11 protein-coding genes and 2 pseudogenes are annotated in these 11,745 nt (G+C 60.0%); 7 read left to right on the top strand and 6 right to left on the bottom strand.

What is annotated here, in order from left to right:
• The first annotated feature begins 39 nt into the window (after nucleotides 1-39).
• Nucleotides 40-1,050 (top strand): ParB/RepB/Spo0J family partition protein, encoded by a 1,011-nt coding sequence (locus QBJ92_RS18520; RefSeq protein ID WP_277971166.1) that lies wholly within the window; start codon nucleotides 40-42, stop codon nucleotides 1,048-1,050.
• 66 nt (nucleotides 1,051-1,116) lie between these two features.
• On the opposite strand, the gene QBJ92_RS18525 is transcribed toward QBJ92_RS18520, so the two are convergent.
• A complete protein-coding gene (locus QBJ92_RS18525; protein ID WP_277971167.1) occupies nucleotides 1,117-1,623 on the bottom strand; it encodes a hypothetical protein in 507 nt (168 codons plus the stop codon).
• A 674-nt stretch (nucleotides 1,624-2,297) separates the two neighbouring features.
• On the opposite strand from QBJ92_RS18525, the gene QBJ92_RS18530 reads away from it, so the two are divergent.
• The 3 genes from QBJ92_RS18530 to QBJ92_RS18540 all read left to right on the top strand — a co-directional run bounded on the left by QBJ92_RS18530 (nucleotide 2,298) and on the right by QBJ92_RS18540 (nucleotide 5,042).
• Nucleotides 2,298-3,536 carry a tyrosine-type recombinase/integrase gene (locus QBJ92_RS18530; RefSeq protein ID WP_277971168.1) on the top strand — a complete coding sequence of 413 codons (1,239 nt, stop codon included), beginning with the start codon at nucleotides 2,298-2,300 and terminating at the stop codon, nucleotides 3,534-3,536.
• Between the two features lie 326 nt (nucleotides 3,537-3,862).
• Nucleotides 3,863-4,171 carry a hypothetical protein gene (locus QBJ92_RS18535; protein ID WP_277971169.1) on the top strand — a complete coding sequence of 103 codons (309 nt, stop codon included), beginning with the start codon at nucleotides 3,863-3,865 and terminating at the stop codon, nucleotides 4,169-4,171.
• A gap of 120 nt (nucleotides 4,172-4,291) precedes the next feature.
• Nucleotides 4,292-5,042, top strand: a protein-coding gene (locus QBJ92_RS18540) for an IS5 family transposase (RefSeq protein WP_277971170.1) whose coding sequence is annotated in 2 segments (ribosomal slippage) — nucleotides 4,292-4,626 and nucleotides 4,625-5,042 — 753 coding nt in all. Because the reading frame shifts where the segments join, the coding sequence is not laid out codon by codon here.
• A gap of 711 nt (nucleotides 5,043-5,753) precedes the next feature.
• Here QBJ92_RS18540 and QBJ92_RS18545 read toward each other — a convergent pair.
• Both QBJ92_RS18545 and QBJ92_RS18550 read right to left on the bottom strand, forming a co-directional pair.
• Nucleotides 5,754-6,371, bottom strand: a complete 618-nt coding sequence (locus QBJ92_RS18545) for an SOS response-associated peptidase family protein (RefSeq protein ID WP_277971171.1) — start codon at nucleotides 6,369-6,371, stop codon at nucleotides 5,754-5,756.
• 185 nt (nucleotides 6,372-6,556) lie between these two features.
• The gene (locus QBJ92_RS18550; RefSeq protein WP_277971172.1) at nucleotides 6,557-7,138 is read right to left on the bottom strand and encodes an FxDxF family PEP-CTERM protein; all 582 of its coding nucleotides are present in this window, start codon (nucleotides 7,136-7,138) and stop codon (nucleotides 6,557-6,559) included.
• Nucleotides 7,139-7,345: 207 nt separating this feature from the next.
• Between QBJ92_RS18550 and QBJ92_RS18555 the strand changes: the two genes are divergently transcribed.
• The 3 genes from QBJ92_RS18555 (at nucleotide 7,346) to QBJ92_RS18565 (ending at nucleotide 8,255) form a co-directional block, all read left to right on the top strand.
• Nucleotides 7,346-7,588 carry a peptidase S24 gene (locus QBJ92_RS18555; protein ID WP_277971173.1) on the top strand — a complete coding sequence of 81 codons (243 nt, stop codon included), beginning with the start codon at nucleotides 7,346-7,348 and terminating at the stop codon, nucleotides 7,586-7,588.
• Nucleotides 7,589-7,811: 223 nt separating this feature from the next.
• The gene (locus tag QBJ92_RS18560; protein ID WP_277971174.1) at nucleotides 7,812-8,060 is read left to right on the top strand and encodes a hypothetical protein; all 249 of its coding nucleotides are present in this window, start codon (nucleotides 7,812-7,814) and stop codon (nucleotides 8,058-8,060) included.
• Nucleotides 8,061-8,093: 33 nt separating this feature from the next.
• Nucleotides 8,094-8,255, top strand: a complete 162-nt coding sequence (locus QBJ92_RS18565; RefSeq protein ID WP_277971175.1) for a hypothetical protein — start codon at nucleotides 8,094-8,096, stop codon at nucleotides 8,253-8,255.
• Between the two features lie 117 nt (nucleotides 8,256-8,372).
• Here QBJ92_RS18565 and QBJ92_RS18570 read toward each other — a convergent pair whose 3' ends face one another.
• From QBJ92_RS18570 to QBJ92_RS18580, 3 genes and pseudogenes are all read right to left on the bottom strand, one after another.
• On the bottom strand, nucleotides 8,373-8,669 hold the full coding sequence (locus QBJ92_RS18570; RefSeq protein ID WP_277971176.1) for a hypothetical protein: 297 nt from the start codon (nucleotides 8,667-8,669) through the stop codon (nucleotides 8,373-8,375).
• A 1,371-nt stretch (nucleotides 8,670-10,040) separates the two neighbouring features.
• Nucleotides 10,041-10,367: pseudogene (locus tag QBJ92_RS18575) on the bottom strand (transposase); the annotation flags it as partial.
• A gap of 78 nt (nucleotides 10,368-10,445) precedes the next feature.
• Nucleotides 10,446-11,192, bottom strand: a pseudogene (locus QBJ92_RS18580) (IS5 family transposase); the annotation flags it as partial.
• Nucleotides 11,193-11,745 lie beyond the last annotated feature (553 nt).

Genomic DNA, 11,745 nt, shown 5'->3' on the forward strand with positions numbered 1-11,745 from the left:
AAATTGCACGCGTGCAATTTGCGAGAACCGGAGGGCTGCATGAGCGGGAAGAACAGTGGATTTGCAGCCGATCTAGCTGCCGGAATCGACCTCAGCAATGAGGCCGCGCCGAGACGTAGCGGGATCGCAAACAATGTCCTCACGGGGCGAAGCAACCGAATTGCGGAACTCGCTTCGGGTGCCGTGATCACCCGGACCCACGAACTGGTCGATCCAGCACGCTGTCGCATGTGGTCCGGGCATAATCGCGAATATGGGTTGCTGAATGAGCAACGCTGCGAAGATTTGATCGAGAGCATCAAGGCGCAGGGTCGGCAGGAGATGCCGGCCATCGTCCGCCGCGTTTCGGGCGATCCGGATTGCGACTTCGAGGTAATCTGCGGAGCGCGCCGCCACTGGACGATCAGCTGGCTCCGGTCGCACAACTATCCAGACTTCAAATTCCTCGTCGACATTCGGGAAATCGGCGATGAGGAAGCGTTCCGGCTGGCTGACATCGAAAACCGAGCCCGCGACGATCTTACCGACCTCGAGCGCGCGCGCGATTATCTCCGGGCGCTCGAGGCCTATTATGGTGGGCGCCAAAAGACGATGGCGGAGAGGATCAACGTCAGTGAAAGCTGGCTAACTCGGTATCTTGATCTGGCGCGCCTGCCCGAGGGCTTAATGGCGGCATTCCCGGAACCGCAGTCGCTTACGATCCGAAACGTGATCGCTTTGAAGCCACTACTGAAGCCAGAGGAAAAGCGAGTTCGGGTCTTTCAGGAGGCTGCAATGCTAAGGAAGCGGCAGATAGACACCGGAACCCCGATGCCCGTACTTGATATTATCCGGGCGTTGACCGCAGCTGCACCCCCCCCCAGAAAGTCAGGATCCCCCAAGAGGTCAGGATCGGTCCAGACCATCTCGTCCTCTAAGGGGAAGGCTGTTCTTCGGATCGAAAGCGCCGATCGCAAGGGTGTCCGCCTGACGCTGTTACATAAAAGTGGAGCTTCGCGGGAAGACGCGGAGAAGGCGATACGAGAGGTGCTCGATCAGCACTGGACGTAAGGGAGATACCAGAACTCGATGCGTTGAGCTTTGTGCGACGCGTCCTTCTGCGCGGTGAGGTTGAATCTAGGAGATTGGCTCTTCCGCAGGACTGATCACACCGAACTTCTCGAGGACGAGATCTAGAGCCGCCATCTCGCGATCGAAAGCCGTCAAGGTTGGTTCGAGCTCCGTTAGCTGTCGCGGTGCGGCGCGGGGTCGTCCGACCGGTCGGGTGACGTACCCGAACGCTATTGCGATATCCGGGGCCATATAGGCGCGCCAAGCCATTCGACCGCTGACCTCGGCGAGCAGTCCGAGGTCTGCGGCGCGTGCAAGCAGCTTTCCGGCCCCCGAAAGTGTCATGTTTAAACGCTGTGCAATTTGACGCGGGCTCACCACCGGCGCGAACTGAACCAGAGCGGCGAGTTCCAGAAGCCTCCCAGGCCGGTGCGCGGCACGGATCGCTTCGGCTGTCCGCAGCCGGTGATCCTCAAGCGCCTGGAGTCGATCAAGAGCCTCGTCGGCGCGATCGGCAAGACCACGCAGGTTGCGTAGGATGATGGCCTCGCCCTCGCGCGGAGCGAGGCGCATCGCCTTATCCCCGACTGTGAGACACGGGAGCGTTGCCCGAGTGACGGCCATCGAGCGGAGCAGGGCGGGGAACGTCAGCCACGGAGCGATGGTAGCGTCGGCTCGCGCATGATGCGCGGTGACCTCTAGAGTCCGAAGCAGTGCGGGGCGCCGGTTCCAGTCCTCGCCCACGGCGGTCGGCATAGTGGCAATGTCCCGCCAATAGTGCGGCTCGCGTTGCCGCAACCGCGCTTGCCATTCGTGCAAGGCCCCGGGATCTTCCGTATGGGTCGGGATCAGCGGTCGACCGGGGAGTTTGATCGCACATTCCTGACCGAAAATGTCGATTTCGTCAATTTCTACAGACTGCCCCCTGAGCGCGGTGGCATACCCCGTCCAAGAAGCGCGAATGGCCCACGGTGCAGCGACCGGACTGACGCAAACGCGGGCATCTAGCCTGCCTATGGCCGCCGCGGCGCGCTCAAGAGCAGCCACGAGTTTGGAAGTCCAAACCGGCTTCGAAAGGTCAGGAATAGCGCGCGTCACAATGCGAGTATATCCCTAACGGGGCATCTCAGTCTAGCGTGGGCAGGCTACTGATGTATGCATATATGATAATTGCAGTTATCACATAAGCGAAATTGACCAACCCTTATAAGGTGCGGTACATGCGTTGCGGAGGAGTAAGGCGCGCAATGGGTACAAAAACCGCGCCGGAAGGGCATAAGACCGCTATTGCAGCACCTGAGGCGAGCGTGCCGGCGATCAGGCCACCGAACGATCTCTCCTGGATAATTGTACAGATGCGTGCGGGCGAGCGCATCGCCGTCAATGAGCCGCTTATCGCCGCTTACCAGGCGGCCTCGTCGCCCCACAGCATCCGGGCGGTCAAATCCGACATTGCGGCGTTCGACGCGTGGTGTCGGCACACTAGCCGGATCGCGCTACCGGCGACGGCCGAGACTGTGGCAGACTATCTTGATGCCCGAGCAGGAAAGGGGAGCCGGCCGGCTTCGTTGTCCCGTTACAAGGCGTCGATTGCTAAAATCCACCAGTTGCTTGATCTCAAGGATCCGACGCCCGCCCCGCTGGTCAAGCTGCGGCTACAGGCTGTACGCCGCAAGAAGGGGACGGCGCAGAAACAGGCGCGGCCGCTCCGGTTCAAAGGCCCAGTGCGCGATGTCGAGCGCGACAAGGCGCGCGGGCTTAATATCCGGGCCTTGCTCGAAAGCTGCGGGGATGATCTGCCTGAACTGCGCGATCGCGCGCTCCTTTCGACTGCGTATGACACAGGTTTGCGCGCATCTGAGCTGGTGGCAGTCGCCATCGACCATATCAAGGAAGCGATCGACCCCGAAGCGCGGCTGCTGGAAATCCTGCGACACAAGGGTGATCAGGATGGGGAGGGAGCCACTGCCTATCTCAGCCCGCGGACCGTTGCGGCGATAGCTGCCTGGACCGAGGCGGCCGAGATCACAACTGGGCCGCTTTTCCGACGTGTGCAAGTGCGTCGTTACAAGGCTTGCACAGCGGTGCGTGGCCGCTCGATCCATAGCATCTCGGGTCGGGAGACGTGGGATCTGCGCAAGACACTTTCCAAACCTGCGGTGGAGGCGCGCGTGGCGTATGACGTTGGCATTGTAGCGTTGCATCCAGGCTCGATCGGACCGATCTTCCGATCGATTATCCAGCGCGCGTTTGACCGCAGTGCGCTGCCCGACCTGACTGAAGAGGATATCGCTCGACTGCTCAAAGGCATCAGCTCCCACTCGACGCGTATTGGGCTTAACCAGGACCTGTTTGCCAGTGGCGAGGATCTGGCGGGTATTATGGACACTTTGCGGTGGAAATCAGCGCGGATGCCGCTTGCGTACAATCGGAATCTTGCGGCAGAGCAAGGTGCCGCCGGTCGCCTTATGGCAAAGATCGCTTGACCCTTCGAAAACCGAACCGTCTACATTTAGACAACATGGGTGGAAAGCCGCCCGTCCGCTTTTGGAAATCGAACGGCGTAAACGGTCGTTCGTTCAGACTGCGGGGCAGGGGGCCGCATCGCCGTTTTTTTGGCGGAAAGCAGAAAGGCCGCTTTCCGCAGGCCACGCCCGGTAAGCGGACGTTCGTCCTCATAGGCTACCAGCGTTAACCTCGCCCGGCTCGACGTCGAAGCCTTTAAGAGCTGGGGCATGCCCGATGATGTCGACGAAAGCGCCCGCTACCCGGGTTTCATAACGGTGAAGGTGCGCTCGCGAGGACTCCGCGGATGCTGGACAAGGCCGCCTACGGCATCGACAGTGATCGAGACCGGTGCGAGAACCCGCTCATGTCCAAAGCGATTGTCCGTGCCGAGATCGAGCGTTTTTTGAGATCACCGTCTCCTAAGGTGCTTTGCATCTCTGGTCCAGAAGGCTCGCCGTTATGGCGCTGCGTGATGCTGTGGCAACGGCAGGGCAAGCGATCTGAGTCGTTCGGCGCGGCCGGGTATCTCCGCACCGCGATATTCGACGAGCCACCAATCGGGACGTACACCGTCGACCATCGGGGCCTCATCCTCCAAATTCGCAGAGCCTGAAAGGTTTGTCGGTACGTCACGTATCTAATTGCCGTCCTGACCCTAGGGTCAGGACCCATAAACGGGATTCCTTTGGCGGCGCGAATGTGATTCAGGCTCGGCGACAGCAGGAGCGTGGGTTTGAGCGAGTTGTGGTTGAGTGAAGAGCAGTTCGAGCGGCTTCGACCGTTGCTGCCGGACAAGGTTCGAGGGGTTGCTCGGGTTGATGACCGGCGTGTGATCAGCGGCATCATCCATGTGGTGAGATCGGGCGGTCGCTGGGTCGATGCACCGGCCTGCTACGGTCCGAGAAAGACGCTGTACAACCGGTTCGTCCGGTGGGCGGCGAAAGGCATCTGGCAAGAGATCTTCGTCACGCTGGCGGCAGCGGGCGGACCGCCTGCCGAAGTCCTGATCGACAGCACACATATGAAGGCGCACCGCTCGGCGGGCGGCGGAAAAGGGGGCGCTCGTCCAGGCGATCGGGATCAGCCGAGGCGGACGCAACACCAAGCTCCACGCCCTTACCGACTGCGAAGGTCGCCCGCTCCGCTTCCTGCTGACCGGCGGTAACGTTGCCGACTGCCGTGCTGCCGATGTCCTCCTCGACGATCTCCCGCCGCGCACCATCGTTTTGGCGGACAAGGCGTATGACAGCAACGCGATCCGCGACCTGATCGAGCGCCAGGGTGCCGTGCCCAACATTCCCTCCAAGGCGAACCGGCGCTGGAAAAGCTGCTTCTCGCGCTCACTCTACAAAGGCCGAAACGCCGTCGAGCGCACGTTCTGCCGCCTCAAAGATTATCGTCGCATCGCCACTCGCTACGACAAGCTCGCCACAAACTTCCTCGGCGCGATCTACCTCGTGGCAGCCGTCACCTGGTGGTTATGAGTCCTAACCCTAGAACCATGACTAACGAACAAACGTGGAACGAGCGCGGGTAAAACCCCGCTTGCCTGTTTGAGGGAACCGCCACAAAATATGGCAGTAATGGTTCGGGGGCGAACCTTACCTATCCCGCTCTCAACGGTGGGTTAGAACGCATCGGTTGCCGAGCTGAGGTCTCTCCATGACCGAGGGGTCCACACTCCGGGCATGCCATCAGTGGCAACCGATGCGCCCTGATCTTAGACAGACTGGGCTCTGCTTTCCAACAGGAAACTAGCCCCCAACGATGAACTCCTTGACGGGCTTGCCCGCGCCGGCCGCGGACGCACCGATCGAGTACGTCGTATCCACCTCGACAACCTCGAAGCGTCTGAAGAGGTCCTGGGCAAAAGGACGGTTGATGCCGCCATATCCGACTGGCATCGGCTCCAATTCAATCGTTAGTCACCTCATCGTTGGCCCGATCCCCAGATTGCAAACCTGCCGCCTTAGCTGCGATACGCTCATCTCGGGTGGCCAACGCGGCATAAGCGTTGGCTGACCGCTGCTCCCGGATCCGAACGTTCTCGAGCGTCGCTGACGTTGCTGCCGCTTGAGCTATTTCTGCATTCTCTCGGTTCGTCTTGAACGCCATCTTCTGATCCCCTTCAGCTCACTATCTAGGGTGTCGCCGAAGTTATTGCCATCCTGGGTCAGGGGACTCGCGGCATACATTCAGGCGCGGCGCGTCGGGAATACCGGCCCGCGAACCGTCATTCGTTCAGCCGCGTAGGGTCGCTGCAGAGCCACAACATCGTCGTAGCTGCCGCGCAACCAGCGATCGTGGTCTGCTTCCTCGAGGACGGTGATCATCGCTTTCTGATGGATCGGCGCCACGAGTTCGTTCGGGTTACACGTGACCATAGTGAAGCCATTACCCCTGGCCGTTGGCTGCCAGAAGCCCGCAACGGCGAAGAGGGCTTGGTCGGTTACCTGGAACCACATTTCCCCTTTGAGCGGCTTCTTGCCGTCCCCCAGATCGTGTGCTTCGAGCGTCCATTCGCAGAACTCGCTGAGCGGAATGAGGCACTGAACGACGACGGTCGAGGCCGCCACTCCCTCTACGGCAGCGCGGTTGAGGTCGAGTATTCGTTGAGTGAGGTTATCAAGGCGGCTCTTAGTACGCAGGTGACGCGCGACGATGATCCAGATCCAGACGTCCGTGGTACGCCGGCGGTAGGCAGTATCGCGGTTTCCTGGCAGCCAGACCGCAATCTGCAGCTTGATCTTGGTACCAACGTGGGCCTGAACAGGGCTGCGCCCGATGTCGCAGTTTACGCTGGCGTCTCCCACCGATTCTGACCGCTAGCCCCAGACTATCAGTTCAAGCGACAATGCCATCGTAAAGTAGGTCACGTCTAAACAGCGACGCTGCTTCTACGGTATAAAACTTGAAAGCGGAAAGCCTCCTGTTCGATCTTCAGGGGACAAAAAAATGCCGCCAGCTTCCACCGGCGGCATTTCCTCACTTACTGCGATTAAGCGAAAGCGACGGTCGAGCTGCGACGACGATAGCGCAGGCCTGCACCCATCATGCCGAAGCCGGCGAGCATCATAATCCAAGTCGCGGTTTCTGGAACAGCCGAGGTCGGGGTGAACGAGAGGCTGCCGCCAATCGATGCGCCGCCAAACGATACGCCGTTGACGGTGAGCGTGTTCAGCTTGCCAGCCGTGATCGGAAGCAGACCGAGCGAAGCGAACTCAAAACGGCCATTAGGCGCCATGTCGGCTGCCATGCCGTTGAAGAAAACTGACGTGAAGTTGATGTCAGTCAGTGCGCCGAGAGCGCCCGACGCGATCGAGGTGACCGACCCGCTGCCCAGACCGTTCGTTGGCAAGGTGAACGTGAACGACTCCGAAAAATCACCCGCGGCGATGTTCCGAACGCCGAACGAACCGTTGAACGTGCCAGCGCCGCCAGGAGCGGCGGTGAAGAAGCCGTTGTTGGCAGTGTTTTGTGCGGTAGCGTTCACGGGGAACACAGCAGCAGAAGCAGGGGCAACGCCAGCAACCGACGCGATGGCAATCGCAGCGGCGGCAGCAAGGAACGTGGTACGCATGTGTATAACTCCGAGAATTGCGACCGGCAGGTCTGCAAATACCATGCCGATTGCAGATTTCCGCGAGTTTGGTTTCGATATCTACGACGAAGTGTAAAGCTCAGCGACAGTTCGTCCGCTCCTGCCGAATTTTTAGATGTTAGCGCTATCGACAAATTGTTCTTGGTTTCGCAGTATTTTACGAAGTGCAGAATCAGGGACGGTCCAATGAAGACAAGCGTCGCCGCCACGCCCGATCAGGTGCGCGAAACGTTGCGCTCGCTCGCCAAAGAAAACAGGGTTCCTCTCGCACCTTTGTCACGCATGGTCGGTCGACCATCCGATTACCTGTCGAGATTTGTGCGCGGCGAAAGAGGCGACGGCTTGAAAGCCAACGAGCAGGACCTCCTGGCAAAATTCTTCCGGGTCGATCCGCGCCTGTTCGGAGCGCGACAGGAGAGGGAGCCCTGATCCGATGGGTCCGGCTGCTGCTGGACTTTTGACGCTTGAATCAGTGGTGCGATCTGGAAGCTGTGATGTATCGTCCCGGTAACCGCCCAAGTCCCCCCAAGCGACGCAGGCGGCCAGGGTCGTAGCTCCGGTTGTCTCCGAACTGCGACCCGCTTTGCTCCCGCCCTCCGCTCCACCTGACCCGTAGCCGGGATGTGCCAGCGGATTGGATAGGGAGATGACTATGGACATGGTCGAACGCGTCGCGCGCAAAATGTGCGCTTTGGACGGGCATCCGCAGACCATCCAGCACGAAGGCAAACCGATGTGGGCGAGCTATGCGGAGGAAGCACGCACCATCATAATGACCATGCGCGAGCCGACCAAAGCAATGGAGGATGCATGGGGGCGCAACTCGCCGGGCGGATCAAACGCACAGCGTGACTGGAACTCTATGATCGACGCCGCCTTGGCCGAACCGCCGCATGTTTGACCGCTTGCGCGGATCGCTAGGTGCGATCAGTCTGTGCGAATTAAACGCCCCGTCTCACTCCCGCTCAACGATGATCCCGCGGCAATGACCGATCGCGAGTTGATCGCGTCGTATCAGCGAACCGGAAACGAACCCGGCGATCCCGAGGCCGAAGCGATCCTAGCCGAGATCGAGCGCCGCGGCTTCGATATCTAACGCCGCCCCTTATCAACGGGCTGCGAGTTCACCGCCGACCTTGCGTTTCAGAGATCCCGAGTTGCCGGCCCTGGGCACAATGGTGGCTCCGGTCCCGGGAATCGCCGTTCCAAGCAGTCAGGCACGCGCCGTAATTGTGCCGTTCGCGATGGTTGGGTCGATCTCGGTGAACGCTGCCGAAGTATCGCCGCTGTTCGGGGAAATCGTCGGCGTGCCAGAGAAGGTCGGGGCCGGAACCCCGGACTCCGTGACGGCCGTCGACGTAATCGTGATCGTAGATCCGTCGGACCCTTGGGCGGTGATCTTGCGGGTGAGGCTTCCGGTATTGCCGGCGCCAGGAACGATCGTCGTCCCGGTACCGAGGACCGTGGTTCCAAGCAGCCACTGGCGAAGTATGATGGTGCCGTTGCTCACCGTCGGATCTCGACCAGCTGCGCGCCGCGCGCGGGGCGGTGCGGCATGGTTGAAACCGTGATCTCACCAAACCTTTCGGAGCGTTTTTCGAAGCTTTTCGACCTCTGCTCTGAGGTCCTCCCATTCAAAGTTCGTTGGTGCGCCCGATACCGTTATAAAAGCGCTTTCCATATGGACGTCGACACTTGTGACGTCGCCCCGTTTCATCGCTCTTATCGCCTTAGAGATCTGAGCCTTGGCCAATTCCTGTTGGTCGGCCGTACTGAAGAAGTCGATCATGCGGATGAGCAGGTCGGGTGCGAGTATGCGTTTCTCCTTAGGCGAGCGACATCTGACCCAAGCCATGACGCTGTCTTTGAGCTCCCAATAACCCGAAACCGTCATGGTTTGTCGTTCTTTGCAGCGAAAATGGCGCTCGCCAAAATCGGTATCAGGAAACCGCTAACCTTTAGTGAAACGATGTCGCTGCTGCGAGACGTCGAATTTCGTAATTGCAGATACGTGCGCAAAGGCGCCGTAATCTCGTGTCAGGCACCGCGCAGCGTCGGAACGGCTTCACATCATACACTCTGCTGTCCCGCACCGACCGTTGCGCTGTCCCTCGTCGACAAGCGCTTGAAGTTTGCCGGGCATCTCTCGCACCAGGGTTTCCCACTCGGTTGCCGTTCGGCTCTCGCGGCCCCCTCCGAGGGTCTCGTAACTAACGTGCGCGCGAAGGCGTTGGGTCTCACTGAAAACGTCGAATTCCACGCCCGCCATGCGCGCCTTCGGACGGCTGACGTCGACCGTGTATCCCATCATGGCTCAGTTCCTCCCCGTCGCCCTGGAGGGATAGTGCGCGCCGCTACCCTTGGGTTCAAGTGATCATCCGGTCTTGTTCGCTCCTCATTTAGGGGGAGGCTGCCGGCGTTCCCTGCGTCGAGGGGGTCGACGAAGTGACCGACCTTTCGACCATCGATTTCGCCGCCGCCGCGCCGATCATCAAGCGCCTTGCTGAGGTCGCCGAAGCCTTGATCTTGAGCCATGCGGACGCCGTGGGCCTTACCTGCACAGCCGTTGAAGTCGCGCCGCGGGTGTACCACGCAGCCAAAGCGCGGTTTGCGAAGCCTGCGGAACATCGCCGGTCCGCGACGAAGCCGAAGACGCACCGCAAGGCCACCGCCGTGCCGGTCTGCCCGCCGTCCGGCATTGCCACGATCGGCGCGCTTCCGAACATGTCGCGCCCACTGGTGCGACGCTGGCTAAGCGCGCGCTTGAGCGCCTTTTCGTCGAACGTCCGAGGGATGCCACTGCGTGGGCCTGGAGCTGCGGCGGATCACCGCCAAAACTTCCGCAAGTTCTGTTCGCCAGTTACGATCGACGGGCCAAGCGCCCCCCTTTTCCGCCGCCTGCCGAGCGGTGCGCCTTCATATGTGTGCTGTCGACCAGGACTTCGGCGGGCGGTCCACCCGCTGCCGCCAGCGTGACGAATATCTCTTGCCAGATGCCTTTCGCCGCCCACCGCACGAACCGGTTGTACAGCGTCTTTATCGCACAGTAGCAGGCCGGTGCATCGACCCAGCGACCGCCCGATCTCACCACGTGGATGATGCCGCTGATCACACGCCGGTCATTAACCCGCGCAACCCCTCGAACGTTGTCCGGCAGCAACGGCCGAAGCCGCTTGAACTGCTCTTCACTCAACCAGAACTCGCTCAAACCCACGCTCCTGCTGTCGCCGAGCCTGAATAACATTCGCGCCGCCAAGGGAATCCGGTTTATGGGTCCTGACCCTAAGATAACGGTGGCGGCGAGCGCGATAGCGGAGAAGAAGACGGTTGGGCATCGATCATAACGACTGGCGATGCGGCGCAAGTCCTTTAGACGGCCGCATATTATTTTGATACGACTCCGGCTTCGGTAGCGGCGCTTGTTATATTTGACGGGCATGATCCGCAATTTTCGGACCGGAGTGCAGGGCGTGATGCCCTTTGCCTGAAGAGCGTCCCTGCACCACTCTTCGTCGTAGCCGTGGTCGCCCAGCATCCACTGCGCCTCGGGTAGTTCTGCGAGTAGCGCGGCGGCGCCGTTGTAATCGCTGACCTGGCCAGCCGTCCTAAAGAGGCTGAGCGATCCTCCTTTGGGATCGGCAACGGCGTGCAGCTTGGTGTTCATACCTCCTTTAGTGCGTCCAATGAGGTGCCCAAGGCCACCTTATTAACCCGCAGGCTCGATGCCGCGCGGTGTGCGTTCAGGTAAGTCGTGTCGATCATGATTATCTTGGAAGTAGCACTCTCGGTGGCCAAACTCTCCATCATGCAGAACAATACGCGCCTTTCGCCCCACCGCTTCCACTGGTTGCAGAGCATCTTGTGGGGCCATACTCCTTGGGAGCATCGCACCAGCCCAAGCCGTTGCGGTTGACAAACATAATGCCGCTCAAAAAAACCGGCGGTCATCAGCTCGTGGCCTGCAGTGCCTCTTTAAAAAATATAGATCGAGCCGCGTTATCTGCTTGTTGGCCAGCCAGTACAGGTCGCTCATCCTCGATCCCCTCGCAAAGTCCGAATCAGATCGCGCTTTACATAAATGGACATGACCCTCGGGTGTTTTGCAATATTCGCATAAATAAACCGGACCAGGTAGCACAAAACAGACTGTCGCCGACTTCCATCTACAGTACTTAATTGATAACGGCAAAATGCTGCCCTCTTCTCTTTGCACCTTCCGCAAGGGACATGATTTTATGAGCGAGCAACGCGCCACGGCGGATGTTGCCAAGCTTTGCGGAGTAGCCATCGTGACTATTCGTAAATGGAGGATACGCGGAGATCTTCCCAGCTCACCTGAGGGCCGGGCCGGGCCGGTCAGGGGCGGGGGACCGAGTGCCAGTGGAGCGAACAAGCTATCCAGGAACTTCATGCTGGCGCGGCTGAGAACCGAAACGGACGATACCGTAAACCCGCCAAATTCACCCAGGTAGCCCAATGACCGCGCCAACAAAAAGACTTCCGACGTTGGTTCATGTGCCCGGCCGCTGGCCCTAACCGCTCTGTCATACGTGTTGGTCAGTCGTACCACCACACAGCGGAATCAG

It is taken from the genome of Sphingomonas echinoides (assembly GCF_029623395.1).
Taxonomy (GTDB): Bacteria; Pseudomonadota; Alphaproteobacteria; order Sphingomonadales; family Sphingomonadaceae; genus Sphingomonas; species Sphingomonas echinoides_A.

What these genes read in the sequence shown, in the direction of transcription:
- QBJ92_RS18520 (WP_277971166.1), top strand. Translation starts at nt 40, where the DNA reads ATGAGCGGGAAGAACAGTGGATTTGCAGCCGATCTAGCTGCCGGAATC.
- QBJ92_RS18525 (WP_277971167.1), bottom strand. Translation starts at nt 1,623, where the DNA reads ATGCGCCTCGCTCCGCGCGAGGGCGAGGCCATCATCCTACGCAACCTG.
- QBJ92_RS18535 (WP_277971169.1), top strand. Translation starts at nt 3,863, where the DNA reads ATGCTGGACAAGGCCGCCTACGGCATCGACAGTGATCGAGACCGGTGC.
- QBJ92_RS18530 (WP_277971168.1), top strand. Translation starts at nt 2,298, where the DNA reads ATGGGTACAAAAACCGCGCCGGAAGGGCATAAGACCGCTATTGCAGCA.
- QBJ92_RS18555 (WP_277971173.1), top strand. Translation starts at nt 7,346, where the DNA reads ATGAAGACAAGCGTCGCCGCCACGCCCGATCAGGTGCGCGAAACGTTG.
- QBJ92_RS18560 (WP_277971174.1), top strand. Translation starts at nt 7,812, where the DNA reads ATGGACATGGTCGAACGCGTCGCGCGCAAAATGTGCGCTTTGGACGGG.
- QBJ92_RS18550 (WP_277971172.1), bottom strand. Translation starts at nt 7,138, where the DNA reads ATGCGTACCACGTTCCTTGCTGCCGCCGCTGCGATTGCCATCGCGTCG.